Annotated in this window: 19 protein-coding genes; 7 read left to right on the top strand and 12 right to left on the bottom strand. The window is 56.7% G+C overall.

What is annotated here, in order from left to right:
* Positions 1 to 34 precede the first annotated feature (34 nt).
* Positions 35 to 478 carry a hypothetical protein gene (locus MTX78_RS06695; RefSeq protein ID WP_243801051.1) on the top strand — a complete coding sequence of 148 codons (444 nt, stop codon included), beginning with the start codon at positions 35 to 37 and terminating at the stop codon, positions 476 to 478.
* A gap of 163 nt (positions 479 to 641) precedes the next feature.
* Here MTX78_RS06695 and MTX78_RS06690 read toward each other — a convergent pair whose 3' ends face one another.
* Positions 642 to 1,589: a T9SS type A sorting domain-containing protein gene (locus MTX78_RS06690; RefSeq protein ID WP_243801050.1), complete on the bottom strand. Its 948-nt coding sequence runs from the start codon at positions 1,587 to 1,589 to the stop codon at positions 642 to 644.
* Positions 1,590 to 2,329: 740 nt separating this feature from the next.
* Entirely contained in the window at positions 2,330 to 3,457 is a 1,128-nt protein-coding gene (locus MTX78_RS06685; RefSeq protein ID WP_243801049.1) for a T9SS type A sorting domain-containing protein, read from the bottom strand.
* A gap of 401 nt (positions 3,458 to 3,858) precedes the next feature.
* Here MTX78_RS06685 and MTX78_RS06680 point away from each other — a divergent pair, with 401 nt between their 5' ends.
* Positions 3,859 to 5,238, top strand: a complete 1,380-nt coding sequence (locus MTX78_RS06680) for an MBL fold metallo-hydrolase (RefSeq protein ID WP_243801048.1) — start codon at positions 3,859 to 3,861, stop codon at positions 5,236 to 5,238.
* Positions 5,239 to 5,328: 90 nt separating this feature from the next.
* Here MTX78_RS06680 and MTX78_RS06675 read toward each other — a convergent pair whose 3' ends face one another.
* On the bottom strand, positions 5,329 to 6,093 hold the full coding sequence (locus MTX78_RS06675) for an MOSC domain-containing protein (RefSeq protein WP_243801047.1): 765 nt from the start codon (positions 6,091 to 6,093) through the stop codon (positions 5,329 to 5,331).
* A gap of 175 nt (positions 6,094 to 6,268) precedes the next feature.
* Here MTX78_RS06675 and sbcD point away from each other — a divergent pair, with 175 nt between their 5' ends.
* Both sbcD and MTX78_RS06665 read left to right on the top strand, forming a co-directional pair.
* Positions 6,269 to 7,498 (top strand): exonuclease subunit SbcD, encoded by a 1,230-nt coding sequence (gene sbcD / locus MTX78_RS06670; RefSeq protein WP_243801046.1) that lies wholly within the window; start codon positions 6,269 to 6,271, stop codon positions 7,496 to 7,498.
* Positions 7,499 to 7,809: 311 nt separating this feature from the next.
* A complete protein-coding gene (locus MTX78_RS06665; RefSeq protein WP_243801045.1) occupies positions 7,810 to 10,332 on the top strand; it encodes a TonB-dependent receptor in 2,523 nt (840 codons plus the stop codon).
* 134 nt (positions 10,333 to 10,466) lie between these two features.
* Here MTX78_RS06665 and MTX78_RS06660 read toward each other — a convergent pair whose 3' ends face one another.
* The 8 genes from MTX78_RS06660 to MTX78_RS06625 all read right to left on the bottom strand — a co-directional run bounded on the left by MTX78_RS06660 (position 10,467) and on the right by MTX78_RS06625 (position 17,837).
* On the bottom strand, positions 10,467 to 11,741 hold the full coding sequence (locus MTX78_RS06660; RefSeq protein ID WP_243801044.1) for a glycoside hydrolase family 2 TIM barrel-domain containing protein: 1,275 nt from the start codon (positions 11,739 to 11,741) through the stop codon (positions 10,467 to 10,469).
* 142 nt (positions 11,742 to 11,883) lie between these two features.
* On the bottom strand, positions 11,884 to 12,387 hold the full coding sequence (locus MTX78_RS06655) for a DUF2306 domain-containing protein (RefSeq protein ID WP_243801043.1): 504 nt from the start codon (positions 12,385 to 12,387) through the stop codon (positions 11,884 to 11,886).
* 172 nt (positions 12,388 to 12,559) lie between these two features.
* Positions 12,560 to 13,099: a GNAT family N-acetyltransferase gene (locus MTX78_RS06650; RefSeq protein WP_243801042.1), complete on the bottom strand. Its 540-nt coding sequence runs from the start codon at positions 13,097 to 13,099 to the stop codon at positions 12,560 to 12,562.
* Between the two features lie 103 nt (positions 13,100 to 13,202).
* The gene (locus tag MTX78_RS06645; protein ID WP_243801041.1) at positions 13,203 to 13,799 is read right to left on the bottom strand and encodes an SMI1/KNR4 family protein; all 597 of its coding nucleotides are present in this window, start codon (positions 13,797 to 13,799) and stop codon (positions 13,203 to 13,205) included.
* A gap of 7 nt (positions 13,800 to 13,806) precedes the next feature.
* Positions 13,807 to 14,001, bottom strand: coding sequence for a hypothetical protein (locus tag MTX78_RS06640; RefSeq protein ID WP_243801040.1), 195 nt, complete (start codon positions 13,999 to 14,001; stop codon positions 13,807 to 13,809).
* A gap of 92 nt (positions 14,002 to 14,093) precedes the next feature.
* Entirely contained in the window at positions 14,094 to 14,597 is a 504-nt protein-coding gene (locus MTX78_RS06635) for a hypothetical protein (RefSeq protein ID WP_243801039.1), read from the bottom strand.
* A gap of 32 nt (positions 14,598 to 14,629) precedes the next feature.
* Positions 14,630 to 16,927: a GH92 family glycosyl hydrolase gene (locus MTX78_RS06630; RefSeq protein ID WP_243801037.1), complete on the bottom strand. Its 2,298-nt coding sequence runs from the start codon at positions 16,925 to 16,927 to the stop codon at positions 14,630 to 14,632.
* Between the two features lie 508 nt (positions 16,928 to 17,435).
* Positions 17,436 to 17,837 carry a hypothetical protein gene (locus MTX78_RS06625; RefSeq protein WP_243801034.1) on the bottom strand — a complete coding sequence of 134 codons (402 nt, stop codon included), beginning with the start codon at positions 17,835 to 17,837 and terminating at the stop codon, positions 17,436 to 17,438.
* Positions 17,838 to 18,129: 292 nt separating this feature from the next.
* Here MTX78_RS06625 and MTX78_RS06620 point away from each other — a divergent pair, with 292 nt between their 5' ends.
* The 3 genes from MTX78_RS06620 to MTX78_RS06610 all read left to right on the top strand — a co-directional run bounded on the left by MTX78_RS06620 (position 18,130) and on the right by MTX78_RS06610 (position 24,193).
* Entirely contained in the window at positions 18,130 to 18,975 is an 846-nt protein-coding gene (locus MTX78_RS06620) for a phytanoyl-CoA dioxygenase family protein (protein WP_243801032.1), read from the top strand.
* Positions 18,976 to 19,144: 169 nt separating this feature from the next.
* Positions 19,145 to 20,146: a glycoside hydrolase family 43 protein gene (locus tag MTX78_RS06615; protein WP_243801030.1), complete on the top strand. Its 1,002-nt coding sequence runs from the start codon at positions 19,145 to 19,147 to the stop codon at positions 20,144 to 20,146.
* Positions 20,147 to 20,758: 612 nt separating this feature from the next.
* A complete protein-coding gene (locus MTX78_RS06610) occupies positions 20,759 to 24,193 on the top strand; it encodes an AAA family ATPase (RefSeq protein ID WP_243801028.1) in 3,435 nt (1,144 codons plus the stop codon).
* Between the two features lie 12 nt (positions 24,194 to 24,205).
* Here the strand turns inward: MTX78_RS06610 and MTX78_RS06605 are convergent, their stop codons facing one another.
* On the bottom strand, positions 24,206 to 25,264 hold the full coding sequence (locus MTX78_RS06605; protein WP_243801026.1) for a DUF6687 family protein: 1,059 nt from the start codon (positions 25,262 to 25,264) through the stop codon (positions 24,206 to 24,208).

The raw sequence follows: 25,264 nt of genomic DNA, 5'->3' as shown, positions 1-25,264 counted from the left end.
TAAGCGGTAGTACGTACCCAAAGACCACACTTCCATGAAAAAGACGCTTGTAGTACTCGCCGCTTTCTTTTGCACCGCTGGTGCCGCCTCCGCTCAAACCGCTGACTTAGCCACTGCCGGCCGTGCCAACGGCATGGGCCAGGGCCGTGGCAACCTGACACCCGAGCAGCGCGCCGACATGCAAACCCAGCGCCTAAGCAAACAATTGAGCCTTTCTGCCGACCAAACTTCTCAGGTTCGCGCCATTGCCTTAGCTGAAAACCAAGAGTTGCAGGCCCTGCGCAGCAAAAACGCGGCTGCCGATTCTCGTCAGGGAGCAGGCCAGGAAATGAGAGCCATCCGAGAAGAGTACGACACCCAGCTCAAGGCCCTGCTCACGCCCGAGCAAGCCACCAAGTACAACCAACTGCGCGAAGACCAGCTAAACAAACGCAAAGACAAGATGAAAGGCGGCATGAAAGCAAAAGCCAAGGTCTAACGTAACAGACCAACATGAAGTGCACTACAACAAGACGTGCCGTTATTCTTAGGCATCGTTACTTTTTACAATAGTTGCGTAGTATAGCTTCTTCTGGGGTTCAGGTACAGAAAAGCCACTTGCTATTAGGCAAAGTGGCTTTTCTATTGCGGCTAAATCAACATTAGCGCTGTACTACGATTTGTTGCACACGTATAGCTTTGTTCTGTTCAAAAAGATGTAGTTGGTAAACACCAAGTGCTACTCCGTCTAGGTGCAGTACGTTCTCTGCCCTATCAAGTTCCCAGGTGCGATGCAGGCGGCCCACTGCATCGTAAAGGCGGACTGTGCGTGTTTCACTAGCTGCAGGTAGATTAATAACATCAGCCGTTGGATTAGGGAAACAAAAAGAGGCTCGTTCCTGCTGCCTAGCGCGGGTTGATAGAGGACTGGCATACTTATATAAGGTCATAGTGGTATTGTTGCCAAAAGGAAAACCAGTGCCGTATACAACTCCCTCTCTAGATACTAGCCGTTGCATGTTGATTGAGGATTCCACCTCCACCCATGTCGCGCCATCATCAGTTGAAATCGACGTACCATTTTGAGCGCTATTCCATTCGCCAGCAACGCTAAGATAGGTTCCAGCTGAACCCTCAACTGCAGTAGCTTTGGTGAGACGAAGCGGGCCCTGCGGAGTAACCATTATCCAATTTTGCCCTCCATCACTAGTACGTCGTAACTGGCCAGCATCACCAAATGCCAAGCCGTTCAATACACTTCTAAAGCTTACTTCGCGCAAACTTGTGCCTAGTCCTGTGTCTGCACTTGTCCAAGTCCGACCTTCGTCAGTTGAGCGCAGCACATAACCTAGATAGGTACTTACCCAGAACGTATTTCCTACTTGTGTACAAGTAAGAGGATAATCACCGGCTACTGGAGTTGGCGTTGTGGAAGTAACCCACGTAGCGCCACCATCATCTGTTCGAAACAAAGGCCATGTTGTGGCATTGGCTTCTGGACGCGCCACTAATATTCCAGTTGTGGCATTCAAGAAACGCACAAACTGTAGCCTTGCGCTTGGCGCGGAGGCAACTACACTAAAGCCTGCTGGTCCGGTAGTAGTAGCCAACAGCAAGCTGGGTGCTGTTCCCCTTGTCCGAATAGCCCAAGCTCTCAGCCCATCCAGCCCCCATATATCGTCGATGCGATTATCAGGAGACGATGTTATCACCCGTTGTTGCAGGAAGCTTTGTCCGCTATTTACGGAACAGAAAACGGTACAGTCAATCAATCGACCAGGGGTTATGTAGCTTCCCCAGACCACCTGCGCCGACGCCAGCATGAAGGATGCAGCGCCAGGAGCTCCGGCTCCTGGGATGACAGACCCTACCCACGGCCCTTGGGCCTGAGCAGTGGCAGGTGTAGCTACTACAGCTACCGTGAATAGTAGGGTTGAAAAGCGCATAAGCAGATAAATAGGGTTGAGGATTCAAGCAAAATTATTAATAGCACTATACGCCTGGCCACTCGCTGTGCAAGCGCAAAGACAAGATGAAAGGTGGTATAAGAAAGAAGGCCTAATTACTATATTCCTTACACACAAAAAGCCTTATGCATTTGATGTATAGAGCTTTTTGTGTGTAAAGAATATCAGCTTCGCCGCTCAACTAAGCTCTTGATGCTCTTCCAACAGCTACGGTGTTCCTGCTGCGAAATAGCGCCTATGGATCAGTCGCTGCCTAGGTCACCGTCGGTGGTCTGGCGCAGTTGCTTAGCAAAGCCAAACGCCAGCCTGTCTGATGCATCACGGAAACAAACCTGGCACAAGCTTGTGTTAAGCCTGGTTTTACTTGTGGGGAGAGCGTTGTATTAATGCTGGACAACAAGCTGCTGCACGCGCACCGGTTGGTCTTGCGCCACTACGCGCAGTTGATAAACGCCAGCCCCTATCCCGTGCAAGCGCAAGCTGTTCTCCCCGGTGCCAAGCTGCCATGTGCGTTGCAGGCGCCCTGTCATATCGTAGAGCTGCGCTGTACTAGCCGGGGGTGAGGCCGGCAGGTACAGCACATCGTTGGCCGGGTTGGGATAGCCAAGGGCCGTCGCTGCTTGGGCCTTTGCCTTCGCGGCCAATGGGCCGCTATAGCGGTAGACAAGGTTGATGCCGCCGCTATACACGCTGTTTGCTCCCTTAGCCGCCAATCGCTGTGAGACAGTGGAAGATTCTAAGCTATACCAGGTGGCGCCATCGTCATTGGAGATGGAAGTGCCATTTGATGCTAGATCAGTAACGTCTGAGGTTCCACTCAGATAGGTTCCGGCCGAGCCCTCGATGGCGACAGCAGTGGTGCGGCGAAGCGGCCCCTGCGGCGTTATGGCCGTCCAAGTTTGGCCCCCGTCGGTGCTCCGGCGCAACTGGCCCGCGGTGCCAAAGGCCAACCCGTGCAACGCATCCCGAAAAGCCACCTCGCGCAGACTGCTCCCCAGCCCCGTATCGGCACTCGTCCAGCTCTGGCCCCCATCGGTGGAGCGCAACACATTGCCTAACACCGTGCTGACCCAATAACTGTTGCCAACCTGCGTGCAACTCCTGGCAAGATCACCGGCACTCGGCGCGGGGGCGGGGGCGGAGGTCCAGGTAGCCCCCCCATCGCGGGTGTAGAACAGGGGCCAACTGGTGGCCCCGGCCACGGGCTGGCCCACGAGCAGACCATTGGTGGCATTTGCAAAACGAACGAAGCGCAAGTTGGCGGTGGGGGCAGTGGCCACCTGAACCAAGCCCGCTGGCCCCGACGTGGTGGCCCATAATCTTGCTCCAGCTATAGCCCAGGCAGTTAGTGCATCTAAGCCCCACACATCTACGCTGCCATTTAAGCTCTTTTGTTGAAAGGTCTGCCCCGCATCCGTAGAACAGAAAACATACTCTTCAGTGCGCAGCACCGAGCCCATACCTTGTCTGACTTGTCGGGTGCCCCAAATCAGCTGCGGAGAGGACACCATTAAGGATGTTACTGGTGAGAATCTGCCTACAGATTCTAAAAGGCTGGAAGCAACCCACGGCCCTTGGGCCCACGCGCTAAAAGAAGTGAATACACTGAGAATCGTAGTAACTGTATAACGCATGGTAGAAAGGTTATTCGTGTAAACATTTTAAGGAATAACAAATAAACAAAATACTTAAAGATAGCCTAGCTGTTGTGCTTAACTTAACAAGTAGTTCATCTTGATTTTCTCTTTATCTGTCACACGCTATAGCTCCTATCGGAAACCTCTTGCATCATTTCGAGAATACTTTTCCCTGGGTTGTAGGTTTACGTAGAATTCCACTTGCTTATATTTGAGAATAGGCGCCCGGATTCGGCTTGGCCAACCGGTTGCGCATCCACCACATTCCTCACCCCATGAGTCCTCTGCCCAGTAGTACCGCGTCGGTACAAATTCAGCAGTTTTACGATAAAGGCCTAGCCCATGCCAGCTACGCCATCCGCAGTGGCCGCCAAGTAGCCCTCATCGACCCAGCCCGCGACCCACAACCCTACTACGACTTTGCCGACGAGCATGAGGCCCGCATCATTGCCGTCATTGAAACGCATCCGCACGCCGACTTTGTGAGCAGCCACCTCGAAATAGCCGAGGAAACCAGTGCCACCATCTACTGTAGCCGCCTGGCAAAAGCCAGCTACCCCCACAAGACCTTCGACGACGGCGACCGGATTACGCTGGGGACTATGGAGTTGCACGCCATCAACACCCCCGGCCACTCCCCCGATAGCATTTGCGTGCTGCTCATGGACGAGTTTGCCCATACCCGCGCTGTATTCACCGGTGACACCTTGTTTGTGGGCGATGTAGGCCGGCCTGACCTCCGCGAAGATGAAAGCGTGGGGGGCCACAGCCGCGAAGAGCTAGCGGCGCAACTCTACCAAAGCACCCGCCAGAAGCTGATGACCTTGCCCCCGAACACCAAAGTGTACCCGGCCCACGGCCCGGGCAGCTTGTGCGGCAAAACCACCAGCCCTGAACTCGACAGCACCATCGGCAAGGAAATCCAAACCAACTACGCCTTGCAGCCCATGTCGGAGCAGGAATTTGTGAAGGTTCTGCTGGAAGATCAGCCGTTCCGCCCGAAGTATTTCGGCCACAATGTGGTGCTCAACAAGCAAGGCGCGCTTCCTTTCGAGGAAAGCATCCGGCGCGTACCCCGCCTCCAACCTGATGCTGCACTAGACCCTGAAGCCCTTATCATCGACACCCGGCCCGCCGAACAGTTCCGGACCGGCCATTTGGCTGGCGCTATCAATCTGATGGACGGGCCCAAGTTTGAAACCTGGCTTGGTTCAGTGGTAGGCCCCCAGGAATCATTCTACCTGCTAGCCGATTCGCAGATTGCGCTGGACACGGTGTTGCGCAAAACTGCCAAGATTGGTTACGAACTCAACGTGAAAGGAGCCCTCATCACGCCTCAGCAACTCCCAGTTACCAGCCCCGAAACCAACGTGACGCAGGTGCGCGAGCGGCCCGAGGAATTTACCATCGTGGATATCCGCAACGCCACCGAAGCCAAGCAATCCGTCTTCGAAAACGCCCTGCATATTCCGCTGCACGAGCTACGGGAGCGGGCCCACGAAGTACCTACCGACAAGCCCGTACTAGTCCACTGTGCTGGCGGCTACCGCTCCGCAGCGGGTACCAGCATTCTGGATGCCGCGCTGCCAGACCATGTGCAGGTACACGATTTAGGCGAGGCTGTCACCGAATTTCAAAAGCAACCGGTGCATTAACTGTCTTCGCGCCAGCAAAAAGCCCCACCCCTATTCCGGGGTGGGGCTTTTTGCTGATTTGCTGTTGAGGCCTGCTACTGCTTGCTATTGTTACTCGGCGTTGGGTCCTACCAAACGGTTAGCGTCGTCGTTGAGTGGCAGAGAGCCGTTGGCGCGGCCTTGCATCTTGCTGCGCCAGTGCTCCCCCAAGGCCGGGCAGGCGGCCAGTTGAGCTACCAGTTCCCGGTCGTGGCGCTGGTCGTATTTAGCTGAATTGGCCCGCGCGATAGTCCACTCGGGGTGCGGGCGCTCCACTAACTGCAACGGGTTAGTGGAATCAACCAAACCGGGCTGCACTACCCGCAGGTACCAACCCGTAAAGCCCGTTTCCTGTAGCCACTGCGAAAACAACGGCAGTTGCCACCGACGCGCAATCTTCCAGCAGGGCGAGCGGGGTTGCGAGATTTGCACCACCGCTTCCCCAAAGGCAAACACGTCGCCGATACACAGGTCCTCTTCGGTGAAACCACCGCCGATGGTTAGGTTTTCGCCGAAGCTCCCGGCCGTCAGCGGCAAGCCCAGGCGCTCAACCCAGTATGCGTAGTGGGCGGCGGGGTAAGCGCACAGCGCTTGGTCTGGTCCGCCGTGGTTGCGCAAGTCGGCCTGTTCATCGCCGGCCAGATTGAGCGTATCCAGCCAGATGGGGGTGGTTACTACCTGCTTGAAGATAGCAGAGGTCCAGGGCCGGTTTAACGTTTCCGTGGCCTCGGGGTGGCCTAGTGCTTGGGGAACACCCACCCGCAGCGAAACCAGCGGCAACGAAATACCGGGTGCGGAACCGGAAGAAGCAGTTGCAGGCTTTTCTGTGCTTTCCATGGCTGTACTTGAACGAACTGACTACACCAATTTAGGGAATCTGAACAGCGGGTACCTGGTCCTGCCAGCAAACTTATCTACTTCCCATCAACGTTGGGGGACTAGTCTGCCAAGTTACCGCGCAACTCGACGCGGCAAGAGTTAATTTTGGGTTTCCACCGTCACGATTTTTGGTATGAAAGTCCTGCACACCGCCGATTGGCACTTGGGCCAGCGCTTCATCAGCGGCCACGAACGAACCGACGAGCACCGCCACTTCCTGGAGTGGTTGGTGGAAGTTGTGCGGACGCACCGCGTGGAAGTATTGGTAGTAGCCGGCGACATTTTCGATACCGGCTCGCCCTCCAACCAAGCACTGGAACTGTACTACTCTTTCCTGCTGAGTATGCGCGGCACCGGCTGCCGCGATATTGTGGTGGTGGGCGGCAACCACGACTCGCCGGCTACGCTCAACGCCCCGGCCCGGCTGCTGCGCCACTTGCGCGTACACGTGGTGGGCTGCGTCCCCGACTGCTTCGAAGACCAAGTGCTGGTGCTGGATGATGCCAGCGGCAAACCTGGCCTGGTGGTGTGCGCCGTTCCCTTCCTCCGCGACCGAGACGTGCGCCTTTCGGTGCCCGGCGAAACTGCCGAGGAACGGGAGGCCCGCATCAAGCAAGGCATTGCCGATCATTACGGGCGCATGGCCGAAGTGGAGCAGGTATGGCAACTCAAAGACCTGGGGTTGCCGGTGTTGGCGACTGGCCATCTGTACGCTGCTGGTGCGTCACCCTCGGAGTCGGAGCGGACTATTCACGTCGGCAACTTGGGCCAGATTACGGCCGACCATTTTCCGGCCCTCTTTGATTATGTCGCGCTGGGGCATTTGCACCGCCCCCAACGCGTAGGTGGCCGGGAGCATATCCGGTATTCCGGCTCCCCCATTGCGCTGTCGTTTTCGGAAGTCGACCACCCGAAAGAAGTGCTGCTGCTGGAATTTGGCGACGGGAAACTGCAGCAGCTGGAAGCACTGCCGGTGCCCGCCGCTCGCCGGCTGGTACGCTTCCACGGCGCGCTCGATGAAGTGATACTGCTTCTTACCTCGTACGACAACACCGGCTATTCTCTGCCCGCCTGGGTGGATGTACAGATTCATTCGGAACTCACGCAGCTGGAAGTGGCCGAGATGCTGCTCCGTGTAATTCAGGAACTAGACCGCAAAAAGCTAGAGGTACTCGCCCGGCGCCACTTTCGGCTGGTGAAGCTCCGCGCCCTCGGCAGCGAATTGGAATCGGAAGCGCCCCTCACCCGCAGCCTCCATGACTTCACCGAGCGGGAGGTGTTCGAGCAGCGCCTGGAAGCAGAGCCAGAAGCCAGCCGCGCCGAACTGCTCCGCGCCTTCGACGAGCTCTTGGAGCGACTATAACCCCACACAACAAAAGTTGAAAGCCCGCTTCACTGGTTTGGAGCGGGCTTTCAACTTTCAACTGGTAGCAAAATCAACAAGCGGGCGCGGCAAGAGACGCTGCGGAAACCTGAAAAGGCGAAAAAAATATTCCGTTTAGCTGTAACGTCTGGAAGTTCGCGCGGTATCCACACCTGAATTCAACGCACTTACTGGTTTGTCTGCTCTTCCTGGTCGCCCATTGGCCGTCAGCGGAGGCTACACTCGAAACCCCTACGGGCTGGCCCAGCTTGCTACGCTTGGCGAAGCCATGCCCCAGCATCTGCTGCCGTTTGGACTTGCATTCCGCTGTGCTATTCCGCTTCCCCACTCCTACTTTCTCTGCTTTGAACGGTACTATCTCTACTCGCTTCCTTTCCTTGCTAACTGGGCTTTGGGTGGTAGCACTTGCCTGGTTGACAGCTCCTGCCCTAGCTCAAAGTGCCACTACTATAACCGGAACTATCCGCACGGCGGCGGGCGCGCCCATTGACTACGCCACCGTGACGTTACACCGCGCTACCGACTCAACAGTGGTAAAAACTGAATTCACCGACGCGAGCGGCGCTTTTCGGTTTGAGCGGCCAACCGAGGGCCGTTACCGGGTATCGGCGGTGCAAATGGGGTTTGTGCGGCACTGGAGTGAGCCGTTTGCTCTGGCCTCGGGGGGCGTGGCGCTGCCGGGCATCGTGCTACAATCAAGCGGTGCTACAGCGCTGAAAGAAGTGCAGGTGATAGGCCAGAAACCGTTGTTTGAGCGCCTCGCCGACCGGACGGTGGTAAACGTGGAAGGCTCCACCTTAGCCGCCGGCAACACCACCCTGGACGTACTTAGCCGGGCCCCTGGCGTGACAGTGGATGGCAACGACAATCTGGCTTTGCGTGGCCGGCAAGGCTTGTTAGTGCTCATCGACGGCAAGCGCCAGCCCATGACTGGCTCCGAGCTGGCGGACTACCTGCGCTCTTTGCCCGCCGACCAACTCAAGAGCATCGAGCTGATTACCAATCCACCCGCGAAATATGATGCGCAGGGCGGCGCCGGCATTATTGCCATCAACCTCAAAAAAGACCAGCGCCAGGGCACCAACGGCACCGTCAATGCCAGCTACGGCCGCACCGAGTACAACAAGTTTACCAGCGGCTTTTCAGGCAACCACCGCACCAAAAACCTGAACATCTTCGCCTCCGCAAACTACACCCGCCGGCGAGGTTTTGGCATCCGGAACACCTACCGCTACTTCTACGACTCCCTGAATGAAGCCTCCGTGCTGCGCGGCACCAGCGACCAGCGCAACCGCATTGAATCCAGCGACCATTACTTGATTTACAAACTCGGGGCCGATTGGAACCTGTCGAAAAACACGGTGCTGGGCGCTACCCTCAACGGGTTTGCCGTGCCGCGTCCGCTGCCCAATGGCAAAGGCATTAACACCAGCACGTTCTACGATGCCGCGGGGCAGGTCCAAGACTATTATACAGCCTTGAGTACCACCCAGGGCAACAACCCCAACATTGGGGGAAGTCTCAATTTCAAACATACCTTCGGTTCGGCTGCCGCCGGCAACGCAGAGTTAACGGCCGATGTGGACTACGCCAGCTACGTTACGCATCGGTTGCAGCGCCAAACCACCTTCTTCGAACTTTCGGGCCGCCCAAGCGCTACCCTCACCGGCGACCAGACCGGCGAGCTAACCATTCAGGCCGCAAAGGCGGACTATACGCACCCGCTGACCTCACAAACTCGCCTCGAAACGGGCATCAAGGCCAGCAAGGTCCATTCCACCAACGACGTTCTGTTTGAGAACACCGTCAACGACATTACCACCGTGGACCTGGGGCGTACCAACCAATTTGAGTACGACGAGCTTATCACGGCGGCATATGCCAACCTAACGCACACCATCAACAAGCTGAGCGTGCAAGCCGGCCTGCGGGGCGAGCAAACGTCTATGAAAGGCCAACAGCAGGTAGCCGACGACAACTTCCGGCGCGACTACTACCAGTTGTTTCCGAGTGCCGGCCTGAAATACACGCTTAGTGAGCAGCACGAGTTGTCCACGTCCTTGAGCCGCCGCATCAACCGGCCTTCCTACCGACAGCTCAACCCCTTCCGTTTCGTCATCGACCCCACGACTTCGGGCAAAGGCAACCCTACCCTGCGGCCGGAAACCAGCTACAATGTGGAGCTAAGCCACACGTTCAAGCAGAAATTCACGACTGGCCTCAGCTACAGCGTCACGCAAGACCCCATCACCGACGTGGCCCAGCCCGAATCCGACAGCACCACCGTGTCGCAGTACGTGAACCTGGACCGGCAGCAGTATGTGGCCCTGACCCTCACGGCGCCCTTAAGCCCAACCAAGTGGTGGAATATCTACAACAACGCCGTGTTCTTCTACATCCATTACCAGGGTAGCTTGGCTGGCACCTCCCTGAACCGTGGCCAGAGCGCCTTCAACATCAGCAGCAACAGCACCTTCACGATGGGCAACGGCTGGAGCGCCGAACTAAACGCCAATTACAATTCGCGGCAGCGCGTGGGTTTCTTTATTTTCCAGCCGTTTGGGCAAGTGGGGGTGGGCGTGCAGAAAGCGGTGTGGGACAAGAAAGGCACCATCAAGTTGGCCGCCACCGACATTTTGTACACCACCCCGTTGCGGGCCACCTCGCGCTACAACAACTACCAGGAAAACCTCTTCCTCCGCCGCGACTCCCGCGCCGTGACCCTATCCTTGAGCTGGAAGCTAGGCAACGACAAAGCCACTTCCACCACCCGCCGCACCGGCGCCGAGGACGAAAGACGACGGGCGCAGTAGTGGCTACCAAGCTCGTTTATGGGGTTCTGCAACTCGCGCCTGCCGTAAGTCGCCGGCTGAAAGGGAGTCCACCAGAGAATCTAGCACTACCCCAACGCCCTGGCTTGCACGCAACAGCGGAATTGTAGAACAGCTTAGTTCTCCTTTACATAAAAGGGTATGTTGGCCGTAGCTACGTTATCGTGACCGTCGTAGGTGTACACGAACAGGCGGTAGGCGCCGGCTTTGGTGGGCGCTTTGAACGTGGTTTGAGCCTTGGCGCCCGCCGGAATCAAGTTTGGTATAGCGGCCGGGCGGCTTTCCCGGTCGCCACCCGATTTAAGGTCGGTGCTTTCGGGCAGCAACTCGTAGCGGTACGTCAGGGGGTCGTTGTCGGGGTCAGATACGGTGGCGTGCACGGGGTATGCTTTGCCGGGTTGCAGGTACACGTTGTCGGTGGCCTGCTTGCCATCGAGCTGGAACGAGGCCAGGTGCGGGGCGCGGTTCTGGGGCCACTTCCCGCTCCACAAATACTGCATCACATCCACCACTTCCGATTCTTTGCCGTCCTCGGTGAAGATGCCGTACCAAGTGGGCGTGCGCTCCTGCTTTTGACCCCACAAGAACACGTAGGTACCGAGGCACTGGGTCTTGTCTTTGGCCACCGACGCTTCGTAGCGGCTTTGGTACACGGCGGCTTTCTGGCTGCTGGTTTCCTCCACCGAGGCTTTCCAGGGCGTAACGGGGCTTTCCCAATGGCCTGTTGGCCCCCACTCGGCTACTACGTAAGGCCCCGTCCAGCCCGTGGTGCGGACCTGCTGCGGAATAGCTGCCAAACCGGCGTAGGTGTTAATGCTAAGGATATCTACTGCCGGACACTTGGCTTTGATGTAGTCCACTTCCTTCTTGTTGCAACCCGCCAACACGGTGCTGGTTGGGTGGTTGGGGTCTACCTCATGAATCATCTGCGCTATCTGCTGCACAGCATCCCACACCTTGGGGTTGGTGTATTCCAGGTTCAGCTCATTGCCGATGCCCCAAAACAGCACGGCCGGGTTGTCTTTGTACTTGAGCACTTCGGCGCGCAGTTTCTGTACTTGCTCTGCCACGGCCTGGGGGTTGTTGTAGTCGAACCCGTGCCGTTCGCGGGCTACATCCAGCCCCAGCATCACGGTAAGGCCATTTTTGTTGGCTTCGGCCAGCACCTTATCAGCACCGTTCGTTCCCCAGGTACGAATAGAGTTGCCGCCGTAGGCCTTGATGCGCTCTGGAAACTGCCCGCCGCCCGCACCGTTGATGAAATAGGGTTTTCCTCCCCGTAGCAGCTCGTAGCGACCAGCAGTTTGTTTCACTTCCACTTTCACTGGGTTGTTTTGGGCATGCGCAATACCAGCACAGGCTAGTATTGCAAAAGTCAGGCAGGATTTCATGGATGGGTAGGATGAGTGGACGGATTTGGTGCTAAAGCTAGCACGAGTTCCTATATGCCCGTTATCCAATTTCTGTAGCCTCTGAGCTTTCTCACCACAGTTGCAAGTCACGTAGCATAGACTGCGTAGGCTGCTTGCTTGCTTAGGCGTACACCTCGGCTGCCACCTGCGGGCGCCTGGAACGCTGCCACCGCCTACGCAAACGCCCGAACAGCACCGCCCCCGGTACCCCCACCACCGCTACAGAGGCACCGACCACTTCCCAAAACGACCAGCCTGGCATGCGCACCAGCACCTCAGCTACCAAGGCCACATACAATTCCAGCACCGACAGGTACATAAAGCTGTAGTGCAACGTTCGCCACGTTCGGGCGGGCTTCTTGCGCAGCACTGGCACCATGCCGGCGCCTAGCGTGACGGCACTCAGCAACGCCGCCACGTGAAATATCCCGAAGCCCTGGTACTGGCGGTAGATACCAAACGAGGTACCGAGCATTACCAGCAGGCAGCTTACGTAGGCATACCCTAAGCGTTTGTGGCGTCGGCCTCCTTTCTGCAAGGCCAGCACCATAGTACCCAACAACAACGAAGCCAGCGCCGCAACCAAGTGCACGAAGCCCACGGTGCTGTAAACAATATCCTGCATGCAATAACGCTTATCCGACAGCTGCACTACCCGTAGCACCCCATCAAATCAGTGAAACCTGTTGATAGGCCCGCCGCACGGGCACCGTGCTGGTGTGTGCATCGTGCCCTAAATCGAACAAGCACACATTCCAACTGTCACAACAACCAGGCTTAACACCAAATGTTGGCTGTTAGCTCTTTGTGGCGCTGTTTTGCTTTTCGTACCAATACCAGGCGCCACTGTCGGCCTCAGTGAAATCCGCCACCCGCACCAAGCCTAGCTTCTCGACAACGCGGCACGACGCTCTGTTTCCTTGCATCACCGTGGCATTGATAACGGGCAGGTGCAGCACCTCGAACCCATAGCGCACACTAGCTTCAGCGGCTTCCGAAGCGTAGCCGCAGCCCCAATACCGGGGCAGTAGACGGTAGCCAAGGTCGTAATAGTTGGTGCGCCCGTTGAACTCGGTGTCGTTGACGAGCTTCAGGCCGCACCAGCCGATAAAGGTACCGTCTTCCTTACGTTCCACTGCCCACCGCCCGATGCCGTTGCGTTGATATTGCGCCCGGATGTACTCGATAATAGTCGTCGCCTCGGCTAGGGTGCTGAGGGGCGCGTTCGGCACGTAGCGCAACACATCAGGGTCGGAATCCAGCGCCAGAATGCCGGGCGCATCAGCTAGCTCTATTGGCCGCAGGAGCAGGCGGAGTGTTTCCAGAGGCAATTTCATATGGAGCTTGTAGAAGCATAATGGTTGTGTACAAAGCACAGCTTCACCTGGCGCACGTTTGCGCAGCGCAACGCGCGCTGGTTGGGGTTCTACAAGAAAGCTATTACTCCCAGCCGCCGAAGTATCTCCATTTGCGTACCCGCTCCTGCCCTATCATAGACACAACAATAGCCTCACATTCTTCTTCCAACCCTTCGATATGGCTGCCCATTTCTCCTTGGGTGAAGACAAGCAAAGCACGGAGATACTCGTAAAAGCTGGCGAACATGCTGTTGATGTTGGGCTCGGTGTCATGGTCGAAATAGTAGATGGCTTTCGTTTGCTTGTGAAAACACCACAGATTGCCATTGCCGAGGTATTCGCCGAATACGACCATGTTTTGGAGCACGTCCTGTTCATCGGCAGTATAGCCCTCCATACTTTCCGCCGACCAGCCTACAAACTCCTTTAGCGGGCATAGTATTTCACCTAGCTTAGCCGCCCCAAAGCGCAGATAGAAGAGCTTCAAATCTTCGGGCAGCGTGGTTGCCAGCCGCTGTTCGCAGGCACGTATGCCCTCTGCCGATGCCGGTTCGGCCGGCTCTTCCATGATGTGGTCGGCGTAGCCCGCAATGATGGGCGCTATTTCCTGCTCCCAGCCCGTATCCATCCCAATGACTCGTTGCGGAATAATAACGTCCTCTATCTTATTGACTTCCATATACAGGCTACTCGTTGGGGCCTTCGTACCTGCTCATCCACCAGTCGTTGAAATACGCGGCAATAAGCTGGCCGTTTTGCATGATGATACTGCACCCGTGGCTGGCCTTCCGGCTCGAAGTCTCGGCCGGGAGCAGGGCCAGAAAATTGTTGAGTGCTACCGTCCAGTTCATCATGAAGTGGCCGGAGTTGTAGGCCGGCACAATACCTTACCGGTTGCCCAAATAAGGCAGAACCAATATTGAGCGTAGCCCAAGGTTAGCCCACTGGCAGTACTGGAGGATGACAGTTTAGGTCATGAGTAGTGAGGCAAACGCAGCATTTTGGATAACTCTTCGCTTACAGTCAAAAACATTTCATTGAAAGAGCATGTGCAGTTACCTATTCTTTCACCGTCACTGTTTCTAAATTCAATGTTCCATGATGTGTCTTCGACTTCTGTTTCCCCTACTAGCCTTATCCGCATACCGTTTTGAAAAATAACTATTAACGTACCATCCTTTTCCTCTTCCACATCCTGAATACTCACTTGCGTCAACAAGCCCATTAGAAACGCCCTAGCAGGTTCTTCTGGACCGTTACAGTTGTCGATATTAAAGGGATATGAATCTATCCATTTCTTCCATTCAATCTTATTCTCAAGTTCTACCTCACTAAACACTATATACGCACTAATACCTAAATTATCATTGAATAATTCACACTCAAAAGCAGTGATACAATAACTAAAGCGCGTGTAATAGGCGTCGACAAGCGCAGCTTTTAGCACCTTCAATACTTTATTTTTATCAGTTATCATGCTCTGTATAATAACCAAAATCATCTAAAGTCTCACGGCTTTCCTGCCATCGTAAACACTAACTCCCCGCCCTTCACCACATCGGCATATTGCAGGAATGGACGGGTGAGTTTCTGGCCGTTGAGGCGCACTTCCTTCACGTAGACGTTTTTGTCGCTCTGGTTTTTGACAGTAATGCGGAAGGTGTTGCCGTTTTCCAGGTTGATGGTGGCGCCGTGCACGGCGGGGCTGCCGAGGGCATACTCCGGTGAGCCGGGGGCCACGGGATAGAAGCCCAGGGACGAAAAAATGTACCAGGCCGACATCTGCCCGCAGTCGTCGTTGCCACCGAGGCCGTCGGGGGTGGGGCGGTACATCTTGGGCAGAATCATGCGGACGCGGGCCTGGGTTTTGTAGGGCTGCTGGGTCCAGTTGTAGAGGTAGGCCACGTGGTGGGCGGGTTCGTTGCCATGCACGTAGTTGCCGATGATACCGTCGCGGGTGATATCCTCGGTTTCGGCGAAGAACTTATCCGGCAGGTGCATGGTGAACAGCGAATCGAGGTGGGGCAGGAACTTCTTCTCGCCGCCCATTTTGGCGATAAGCGCGTTTGGGTCCTGGGGCACGTAGAGGCTGTAGTTCCAGGCGTTGCCTTCGATGAAGCCCTGGTCGTGGGTGCTCAGCACGTCGAAGCGCGGGCGGAAGCTACCGTCTGCGAGGCGGGGGCGCATGAAGTTGATGCGCTGGTCGTACACGTTCTGCCAGTTCTGGGCGCGCTTGCTGAACTCCGCTTCGATGTCCGTCTTGCCTAGCTTTTTGGCCAGTTGGGCAATGCACCAGTCGTCGTAGGCGTATTCCAGCGTTTTGGATACCGACGAGCCACTCTTGTCTTCGGGCACGTAGCCGAGCTGTTCGTAGTAATTGATACCGTCGTAGCGCTGCTGGTGGGCGGTGGTCACGCAGGCGTCGAGGGCGCGCTGGGCCTGGTCGGCAGGCACGACGCCTTTCAGCACGGCATCCACAATCACAGGCACCGAGTGGTAGCCAATCATGCACCAGTTTTCGTTGGCGTAGTGGCTCCAGATAGGCAGCATGTGCATGGTGCTCTGGTCGAAGTGCGCCAGCATGGATTGCACCATGTCGGCGTTGCGCTTGGGTTGCAGCAGGTTGTAGAGCGGGTGCAGGGCGCGGTAGGTGTCCCAGAGCGAAAACGACGTGTAGTTGGTGAAACCCTCGGCCTTATGAATGTTCTGGTCGAGGCCGCGGTACTGGCCGTCCACGTCCATGTAGGTGGTGGGGCTGAGGGCGGCGTGGTACATGGCCGTGTAGAAGTTCTCCTTGTCGGCCCGCTTCGGCGACTCAATTACCACTTTACCTAGCTCCTGCTGCCACAACGCTTGCCCCGCCCGCTTTACCGCCTCGAAGTCCCAGCCCGGCACCTCGGCCCGCATGTTGCGCAGTGCCCCCTCGGTGCTCACCCCCGACAAGGCCATTTTCACTTTCACCTTTTCCCCGGCCGTGGTTTTGAAATCGAAGAATAACCGCAGCTGCTCGCCGGCCAGTTCGGGGAAGTTCTTGCTCTGGTCGAAACGGCCCCAGAAGCCGCGGTACACTTGTTTCTTGGACAGGTTGCGGCTGCCGTAGCTGGCAAACGGCTTCGAGAAGCTCATGGCGAAGTACTCGGTGCGGGTGCGCGCCCAGCCGTGGGTTTGGCGGTAGCCCGTCACGAGCGTGTCGTTTTCCACTCGCACAAAGGTCCAGACGTTCTTGTCAGGGTAATTATAGATGCCGGCCGTGAGGTCGAGGATGATGTGGGCTTGGTCGGACTGCGGGAACGTGTACTGGTGCATGCCCACCCGGTTGGAGGCCGTTAGCTCGGCCAGAATGTTGTGGTCGTCGAGCTTGACGCGGTAGTAGGCGGGCTCGGCCACCTCGTTCTGGTGCGAAAACCGGGAGCGGAAGCCGCCCTCAGGCTGGTCGGCGGTGCCGGGATTAAGTTGGAGCGGGCCAGTGGTGGGCATCACCAGAAAGTCGCCCAAGTCGGAGTGGCCGGTACCGCTGAAGTGGGTATGGGAGAAACCAACGATGGTTTTATCGGCGTACTGATAGCCAGCGCAGTACTCATACATGCGGGGGTTGTACTTGCCGTTCAGCTCGTAGCTCAGCGTGTCGGTATCGGGCGAAAGCTGCACCATGCCGAAGGGCACTGTGGCCCCAGGATAGGTATGCCCCATCCGGGCCGTGCCCACCAGAGGTTTAGCGTATTGCACGAGGTTTTCGGTGGACTTGGCTTTCTGGGCGAAGGCTGGAAAGGATGCGAAAAGCAGCGCGGCAAGCGGCAGTAGTTTCATTAGCTTCAGGAAGGGGCGTTGAAGCTAGCAAGGTAGGAAGCAACTACTTTCTCTTGTTACCCATTCGTCAATTGCTTTATCGTCTTGCAATAGATTCAATTACTCTAATGTATGTCCGTTTGAGTGAGCAGGCCCATGGATCAACTGGCACAGAAACGGTTGCTAATTCAGAAGTTGCGTCTGGATGTATCACTACCAACTCTCCATTAATAAATTTCTTACTCAGGTTACACAACTCAAGTACTCGTATTGTATCATTTCTACTTGTTCTCACTAAAGTGAGTGACTGAGGCTGTGGGCACTAGCCCGCATAAAGCATCAGTATTTTCGTGAAAAACGACCTTGCCATTTATGGCATCCTGATTGGCAGAATGTTGCCATCTACCTTGACAATTCTTCTGCCGGCCCTGCATTGGTTTTATCGGCTCGATGCTGAATAGGTTAGCAACAAGCAGTATAATAATAGGTACCCTTATCATCTGTAATAGATTTATTAGCATATCACTAGCTATTGAATATCCCAAACAACTGTTGTCTTTTCTCCATACGCAAATTCACCAGTAGCTATAAGAGTGGACTCACGCCGCTCGTATTCTTTTCCAAGAAGAATACGATTTATTTCCTCATGCCTTGCCTGGTCTTCAGGAAGTGCTAGGTGCGTTTCGCGAGTTGCTTCTCCAGATTTAAAAGCTGCTTCATAGCGCAGCCAGATATCCCAGTTTTCTAGTTCCAGCCGAAATGTTTCTTCGTCTATCGGCGTAAGCCGATACGGAGTAGGCTTGCCTTCATAATCATAGTCCTGTAGGCATGCATAGTAATGGGGCTTGCCTTGAAAATCAGTTACGCCTTCCCTTGCTCCATCGTACCAATTCGTGATAGTGTGAACAGATTCAGCTTTATGATTTTTCATAGCCCAGCATACTTCTTAGATATTTTTCGAACCTGTCGCCAACAGCGTAACATGTCCTTATGATTTTTTGATCAAGCTGGACTGTCACTGACAGCAGCACACATAGAACTAGCAATACGCACTGCATTCAGTTATTTAAACTTTCATAGAAACGACCTAAAAATACACATCAGAGCACTGCCACCAAAAAGCCTCAAATCCGTTAGGAAGTAGACATTGACCGGCTTCTAGTGCCCCTGTTGATGCGGGACGAAGCTAGGTTGAACCTTGAACAGCCTAACAACCGAGCAGTATGGAAACAGCGCAGCTAACAACCTCAATCCAAACCACCTACGACGTCGCGCAAATTATGGGCGGGCTCTACGGCGATGGTATCATTGGCCTGAAAGGCGCCTTCAGCCGCGAATGGGTGCAACAACTCGGCGAAGATATTGCCGTGCTCTACGAGGAGGCTCTTAAGCGCCCCGGTGGTGCCCTGGGCCGTGGCCCCAAGCGGCACTACGTCGAAATTCACCCCGAAGACATTCGTGGTTTTGTGGAACTGGCCATGCATCCGTGGGTGACGGCGGTATGTGAGGCCGTCCTCGGACCAACGTACAAAATCGTGGAAATCGGCTTCGACGTGCCCAATCCTGGCGCTATCAACCAGCCCTGGCACCGCGACTTCCCCGCCCCGGACGATACCATCATCGGCCGCCGACTGAACTCACTGGCCTTCAACCTCACCACCATCGACGTGACCGAGGATATGGGCCCGTTTGAAGTGGCGCCCGGTACGCAGTGGGATTTACCTATCGACTTCGAGCACGGCATGTTCCCACCCAAAACCAACAGCCCGCGCTACGAGCAGCGTGCCCAGCGTAAAATGCCGCAGATGGGTGATATTTCAGCCCGCTCAGCCCTTACCATCCACCGTGGCACAGCCAACTATTCCGATAAGTCGCGCCCGGCCTTGGTACTCGGGGTAGATGCTCCGACCGCCAACAATGCCGAGCGCCACGACTTGCAAATCACCCGGACTTTCTATGCCACTCTACCGGAAAGCCTCAAGCAACACCTCACCTGCCGCTTAGTAGACGAGTTGGAAACCATCGAGCAGGGGCATACCATCGAAGGACTCATGATGGGTGAGGCATAAACCTCACGAAAAAAGACAGTAGCCCTCAACCCTAGCCTTACTCTACCAGCGCGGGCGTCAAGCGGTATCGTTTCTAGCCTTACCGCTTGACGCCCGCGCTGGTGGAGTAGAATCAGCCTTTAGCTGTAGTGCTTGGCGTTTAACATCATCCACTTGATTTAGCGTGCGTATGCATACACCGGACGACCATCTATACCAAGAGGCGTTTTTGGCGCCGATGACTGTTGCGGAAATCAATGAGCGAACCAAGAAAGCTAGAGCACTGCCGCCGAGTGGCGACCAGACGCACGTATTAGTAGAGGATGGCGAAGATCCGTGGGTTATTTCGCACGACGGAAGCTTGTATTACTGCACCGTCGACCGGTTGAAGCAGAAGATTCTGGTAAGCACCTTCTCTACTCTAGCTGAAATGGCAACCGCTGAGCTTGTTCAGGTATGGCCCGGCCAACAAGGCGCCACGCCGGAATACGTCGAGATTTGGGCGCCGGAGCTACAGTTCATTGAGGGGAAATGGCACATCTATTTTGCCCTCTACAACGCCCAAAACGGGGCGGAACGCCTGTTTGCCTTGGAAGGCACTTCCGGGCATCCGCAGGGGGAGTACGAGTTTAAGGGGCAATTGCAGATTCCGACGGACCGCTGGGCCATCGACGGAACTGTACTGACCACAGACGGCGGACAGCTGTACTTCATCTGGTCGGGATGGGAAGGCTTCACCAACGTCAGCCAGAATATCTACATAGCCCGCATGCACAATCCGTGGACTATTGCCTCGGACCGGGTGTGCATTTCACGGCCCGAACACAGCTGGGAGAAACAGGGGTTTCCGCACGTGAACGAAGGGCCGCAGGTACTAACCCGAAACGGACGGACTTTCATTATTTACTCTGCCAGCGGCAGCTGGACCGACGACTATTGCCTGGGCCAGCTTACATACTTGGGAGGTGATATGCTGAACCCCGCATCCTGGCACAAGGAGCCCCAGCCCGTTTTCTCGAAAACCGACACCATTTTTGGACCGGGCCACGCGTGTTTCGTTGAAATCGAGCAGCAAGACTACATTATCTACCACGCAGCCCGTAGCAGCCAAGCGGGATGGGCCCGCCAAATCCGAGCAAAGCCGTTTGCATGGAACCCCGACGGTTCCCCCCATTTCGGCGAGCCCCAGTAACAACTTTGTCTGCGCTTCTTGCCTTTCGAGAAGGAACACGGTGCCACCAATGCTGAATTGCTGCCGACCAGTACGTTGCGCTAGCCGGAGCCAGCTCACTTCGGCAGCCCCTCCCCTCTTTACACGTGTTGACAAGCCTCGCCTACAACTGGGCGTTTGTGTCGGGGCAAAGCAGATTCAGGAAAGAAAACAGCGCCCGAAACGTGTTCCTGAAGCTGGTATCGGAGTAGAGGTGACCAGCAAGCACTTAACCGTTGTGTGGGGTTGTAATGCATGGTGTTGCCGGTGGCATCTGCCCCGCAGAACTTACGCCAAAACAGAAACGCGCGGTAAGGGCAAGAATGAGACGTACGCCGCTGGGTACGTGTGTCGGTGAAAGCGTGGTGGAACCCAAGAACGAAGAATCTTGCATCTAGTACTCCTTACTCGGCAGGCCTGGGGTACTGGCGTTGCGGCTATTTCGCAGTAACTTCGTGGTGCGGCACTTCAGTCAGGCTTTCTTTAGGCCGCAAAAGCGCCTGGTTGAGCCTTGTCGAGCTGGGCCCCGATATGGCCTTGTGGCGCTTGCCCTATTACCTATTTCCTCCGGCTCTTCCCTAGCCGGCCACTTGCATGAAAATTCTCCGCGTCAGCTTTTTCAACATCAACTCCCTACGCGGGGAGCACACTGTTAATTTCAATCAAACACCGCTTTCAGAAGCCGGGCTGTTTGCTATTACGGGTGCTACTGGAGCCGGCAAAACCACCATTCTGGATGCCATTACGCTGGCACTCTACGGACAAGTGCCGCGCCACGAAACCAGCAACCCCGACCAGGTGATGAGCCACGGCACGGGCGAGAGCTGGGCCGAAGTGGAGTTCGAAATAAACGGCCAGCAGTATCGCTCGAAGTGGGGCCAGTACCGCGCCCGCAAGCGCCCAGATGGCAAGCTCCAAGACCCACGCATGGAGCTTAGCGAGCGAAAAGTAACCGATGATGGCAAGGAGACCTGGCCGTTTCTGGAAACCTATAAGTCCAAGGTGCCGCTACGCGTTGCCGAGCTAAGCGGCCTGGAGTACCGGCAGTTTCTGCGCTCGGTGCTGCTGGCCCAGGGCGAGTTCACGAAGTTTCTGAAAGCTACGGCCGGCGAGCGGGCGCAGCTACTGGAAAGAATTACCGACACCAAAAAATACTCTGATATCTCGCGTGCCGCTTTCGAGAAAGCCAAGGGAGAGGCGCAGCAAGTGGAAACCTTGCGCACGGGCCTAGCGGGCGTTGTGCTGCTTTCGCCGGAGGAAGTGGACTCTCTGGAATTGGAAGTGCAGCAGTTGCAGCAGCAGCTGGAAGAGGCGACCACCAACCGACAGAAGCTACACGATGCCCACATGTGGCTGCGGCGGCTGCAAGAACTGCGCGCCCGCCACCAAGAAAACCAGACGCGTCAGCTTCAGCTCACGGCCCAGACGGACACCCTCATTCCACTAAAGCAACGCTTGGCCCTGCACACCCAGGCGGCACCTTTTGCTACTGACTGGGCCTTGCTGCGGCAGTCCGACCAACACATTGCCCGGTTGCGCCAAGAGGCCGAGCAGTTTCGGCAGCGTCTGCCGCAGCTCGAACAACTCCGCAACACTGCCGCCGCAGCCCGCAATGCCGCCCAACAAGCCTACGAAACCGCTACCACCACTCGCCAGCAGCAGGAGCCTAAGTTGCGGGAAGCCGAGCAGCTCGATGGCCTGCTAGTGGAAGCCAACAAGCAGCTTCACCTAGCCAAAGAGGAATACGAGCAGAAAAACGAGCTGTGCAAGTCACTGAAAGCCACGGCCGAGCAAGCCTCCGCCCGCATTCGCGTTCTGCGCGAACAGGTGCGTGACGTAAGTAAGTGGCTGGAAGTGAATGCCAACGTAAGCGAGCTGAACGCAACGCTACCCGACCTTTCAGCCAGCTTGCAACAGTGGGAATACCTCAAAGCCGAACTTGGACAGGTGCGGCAGCGGCTACAGGAGGCCCGCGTGCGTCAGCAAAAAGCCACCGCAGCAGTAACCGAGCAGCAGCAAGCTGCAACAGAGGCCAGCCACCGCCTGCAAGCCCTTGCCACCCGTCAGCAAGTGGCCAACAGCGCGCGTGTTGCCTGGCTGCTGCGCCTCCGGCACCACGTAGCAGGCTTGGTCAAGGAGCAGGAAAAAGAGCAGCAACACTGGGACGATCTGCGGCGCAGTCTACAGCTACAGCAGCTGATTTTGTCGCACACCGACACGCGGCAGCTTTTGGAAGCGGGCCAGCCATGTCCGGTGTGTGGCGCCACTGAGCACCCCTACCTGGCCGGCGTGCTAGGAGTGAGTGAGGATACCGTTCAGCATGACCGGCAGCGGGAAGAAGAAATGAGCCAGCGGGTGCGGGCGTTGGGCACTCGCTTCAACCGCCTCAACACCTACGTCACCATTCTAGAGCAAGCCGGGCCAGAGCCCGTCGAAACTCAGTCGGATACCATTCAGTTCCTGCCCGAATCAGGGGAAAAAGCGGTGGCAGAGGAAGTGAAGGAGTTGGTGCAGGAATTGAAAGAACTCCGCGACCAGCACGCCACCATCAACCAGCAGCTCACCCAGGCCACCAGCCAGCAAGAAGCCGCCACCCGGCAGCAGCAGGAGTACGCGCATGTGGTAGCGAACCTGGAGCAAGAGTTGACCGATGCCGAAGAACGCGGCCCAGCGGCTCGGTTAATGATTCAAAGTCAGCTGGAAAACTTCGGGATGGTGTTCACCGAGGAAAACGGCCGTGCCCTGATGGAACAAGCTCGCCTGCGCATTCTCGAATTCACCACCAAACAGCAGGAGCGCGACAAAGCCACCAACGAACTAAGTGGCATAAGCGTAACCGCTACGGAAGCAGAGCGGCAGAAAGCCGAAGTGGATATCTGGCTGCGGGCCCGCAAGCAGAAGCTAGTCGATCAGTACACTGCTATTCAGGAGCAGCAACGCCAACGCCAAGCGCTATTTAGCGGGTCTGATGTAGGCCAGGCACGCCAGCAGCTAGAGCAGACCGCGCAACAGACGGAAGCGCGCCGGCAGCAAGCCGAGCAAACCTTGCAGCAACACGAAACGGCCTTGGTGCTTGCCGACACCCAGCTACAGCAGCGGGAGCAGGATGCGCAGCAACAGCAGCAGCTTCGGGAGCAGCAACACGCTGCCCTCACGGCCGCCCTTACGGCCGCCGGCCTCGCCCCCGACCCCACTGCCCTTGCGGCCCTCCTCCTCCCCGACCCCGAAGTGCGCCGCCTCGCCGATCAGCTCCAGCGCCACGAGCAGGCGCTGGCCGTTACGCAGCAAACTCTCACCGACCTAGCGCAGCAGTTGCAGCAGGAGCAAGCCCGCGCCCTCACCGAGGAACCACTGGAATCAGTAGAACACCAGCTGACCGTCAGCAACCAGCAGCTAGCTACGCTCAACCAGCAGCTCGGCCAGCGCCAACAGCGCCTACTCGACCACCGCAACGGCCAGGAGCGCCACGCGGCATTGGCCGAGCAACTGGAAAAGCAACAACAGGAAGCGCGCCGCTGGCGACACTTAGCGGAGGTCATTGGGTCGGCCGATGGCAAGAAGTTCAGCGAGTTTGCGCAGGGCCTCACCTTGGCTCGCCTCACTGACCTTGCCAACCGCCACTTGCACCGCCTTACCGACCGGTACCGCATCCTCCGCAACCCCGACCAGCACCTCGACCTCCTTATTGTAGACGAGTACCAAGGGGGGAGCAGCCGCTCTATGAACTCGTTGTCGGGCGGCGAGAGTTTCTTGGTGAGCTTGGCGTTGGCATTGGGGTTGTCGGAACTGGCTAGCCACCGCACCCAAATCGACACGCTCTTCATCGATGAAGGCTTTGGCACGCTTGATCCTGATGCGTTGGATGTGGCGCTGTCGGCCCTCGAAACGTTGCAGGGTACCGGCAAAACTGTGGGCATCATCTCCCACGTTGAGGCGCTAAAAGAGCGCGTTAGCACACAAATTAACGTGCGCAAGGGAGTTGGCGGCATTAGCTCACTCCAGATAGTGGGCTTTGGCGATGATGTGTAGCGCGAGTTGGTGCTACTGCCCTGCCGCGCGGATTTCTGCCCAGGTCCAGTATCGTTTGGCCTGTATAGTGGCGTACTTTTCTTGAAAGAACGACACAATCAGCTGCTCCACTTCCTGCGGCAGAAGAGAAGAAGCCTGAATCGGGCGCTGGTCGGGGTCGGCATAGCGTTGCGCTTTGTTGAGGCTTTTGCCGGCTAGGCGCAGCAACGGGCCGGTATCGGTGATGCCGTCGAAAGTCCAGCGGTAAGGGGCTTGCTCTACGGCGTTCAACTGAGCGGCTAGGCTATCAAGCGGCAAACGCGGCAGCGTAACACGGCTTTCCAAATCTATCCAGGTGGTGTACTTGTACTCGAATTCGTAGCGCTGCCCGTCATATAGGCTAAGTACCATGTCGTAGCCAGCGGTGGCGCCAAACAACGCATAGTACGGCAGCGGGTCCGAGGCTCTTACCACCACCAGCCCAATTTCAGGATAGCGCGTAAACGCACCACTGGCACTCGGCAAGGCGTTGGTTGCCCGCAACACCCGCTCGTACTCCGGCTCCCACGCAACGCGGTCCACCTCCGGATTCTCTAGTATCTCTAGGAAGCGAGGCAAAAACCACCTGAACTTCTCGGTGGATGCTTCGTCCTCGCGCCGACGCAAAGCCGGAGCCCCAAACGGCACGTAAAACAATTCCTTTTCCCGAGCATTCAGCCAGCACACCAGCCGCAGGGCATGATCGGCAAGCGGGTCCTGCCAATCCAGTTCCCGAAAGTCGCCGAGAATGGCGACCAGGCGGAGCAGGTGCTCGTGGCGCAAGGCAGCTTCCGGATGCAGCAAGCTCCACACCCCCACAAACCCGTCTACATCGAAATGATTGGCTGTCACGGCCGACGCGGTTAGGCCTGCCGCATCGGGGGCGCGCAAGGCCCGTAGCACCGAACCCGCACTGGTATCGTCGCGCAGGAGTTCGGGCGTAGCCGCCCCCCGCCAATGCGCCAGCGTGAGGCTGGCACCCAGCCCAACACTATCCACTACAATGGTTGGCTGCTTACGGAGTTGCTGAAAGGGAACGAAGCGTCGGAGCAA

The sequence above is a fragment of the Hymenobacter tibetensis genome (genome assembly GCF_022827545.1).
Classification (GTDB): Bacteria; Bacteroidota; Bacteroidia; order Cytophagales; family Hymenobacteraceae; genus Hymenobacter; species Hymenobacter tibetensis.
This window is presented reverse-complemented; position numbering and strand designations above follow the sequence as displayed.

Bases quoted from the DNA above. Each gene is read 5' to 3' on its own strand.
- MTX78_RS06695 (WP_243801051.1), top strand. From the start codon at position 35: ATGAAAAAGACGCTTGTAGTACTCGCCGCTTTCTTTTGCACCGCTGGT.
- MTX78_RS06685 (WP_243801049.1), bottom strand. From the start codon at position 3,457: ATGGTGTCCTCTCCGCAGCTGATTTGGGGCACCCGACAAGTCAGACAA.
- MTX78_RS06680 (WP_243801048.1), top strand. From the start codon at position 3,859: ATGAGTCCTCTGCCCAGTAGTACCGCGTCGGTACAAATTCAGCAGTTT.
- MTX78_RS06675 (WP_243801047.1), bottom strand. From the start codon at position 6,093: ATGGAAAGCACAGAAAAGCCTGCAACTGCTTCTTCCGGTTCCGCACCC.
- sbcD (WP_243801046.1), top strand. From the start codon at position 6,269: ATGAAAGTCCTGCACACCGCCGATTGGCACTTGGGCCAGCGCTTCATC.
- MTX78_RS06660 (WP_243801044.1), bottom strand. From the start codon at position 11,741: ATGAAATCCTGCCTGACTTTTGCAATACTAGCCTGTGCTGGTATTGCG.
- MTX78_RS06655 (WP_243801043.1), bottom strand. From the start codon at position 12,387: ATGCAGGATATTGTTTACAGCACCGTGGGCTTCGTGCACTTGGTTGCG.
- MTX78_RS06650 (WP_243801042.1), bottom strand. From the start codon at position 13,099: ATGAAATTGCCTCTGGAAACACTCCGCCTGCTCCTGCGGCCAATAGAG.
- MTX78_RS06645 (WP_243801041.1), bottom strand. From the start codon at position 13,799: ATGGAAGTCAATAAGATAGAGGACGTTATTATTCCGCAACGAGTCATT.
- MTX78_RS06635 (WP_243801039.1), bottom strand. From the start codon at position 14,597: ATGATAACTGATAAAAATAAAGTATTGAAGGTGCTAAAAGCTGCGCTT.
- MTX78_RS06630 (WP_243801037.1), bottom strand. From the start codon at position 16,927: ATGAAACTACTGCCGCTTGCCGCGCTGCTTTTCGCATCCTTTCCAGCC.
- MTX78_RS06625 (WP_243801034.1), bottom strand. From the start codon at position 17,837: ATGAAAAATCATAAAGCTGAATCTGTTCACACTATCACGAATTGGTAC.
- MTX78_RS06620 (WP_243801032.1), top strand. From the start codon at position 18,130: ATGGAAACAGCGCAGCTAACAACCTCAATCCAAACCACCTACGACGTC.
- MTX78_RS06615 (WP_243801030.1), top strand. From the start codon at position 19,145: ATGCATACACCGGACGACCATCTATACCAAGAGGCGTTTTTGGCGCCG.
- MTX78_RS06610 (WP_243801028.1), top strand. From the start codon at position 20,759: ATGAAAATTCTCCGCGTCAGCTTTTTCAACATCAACTCCCTACGCGGG.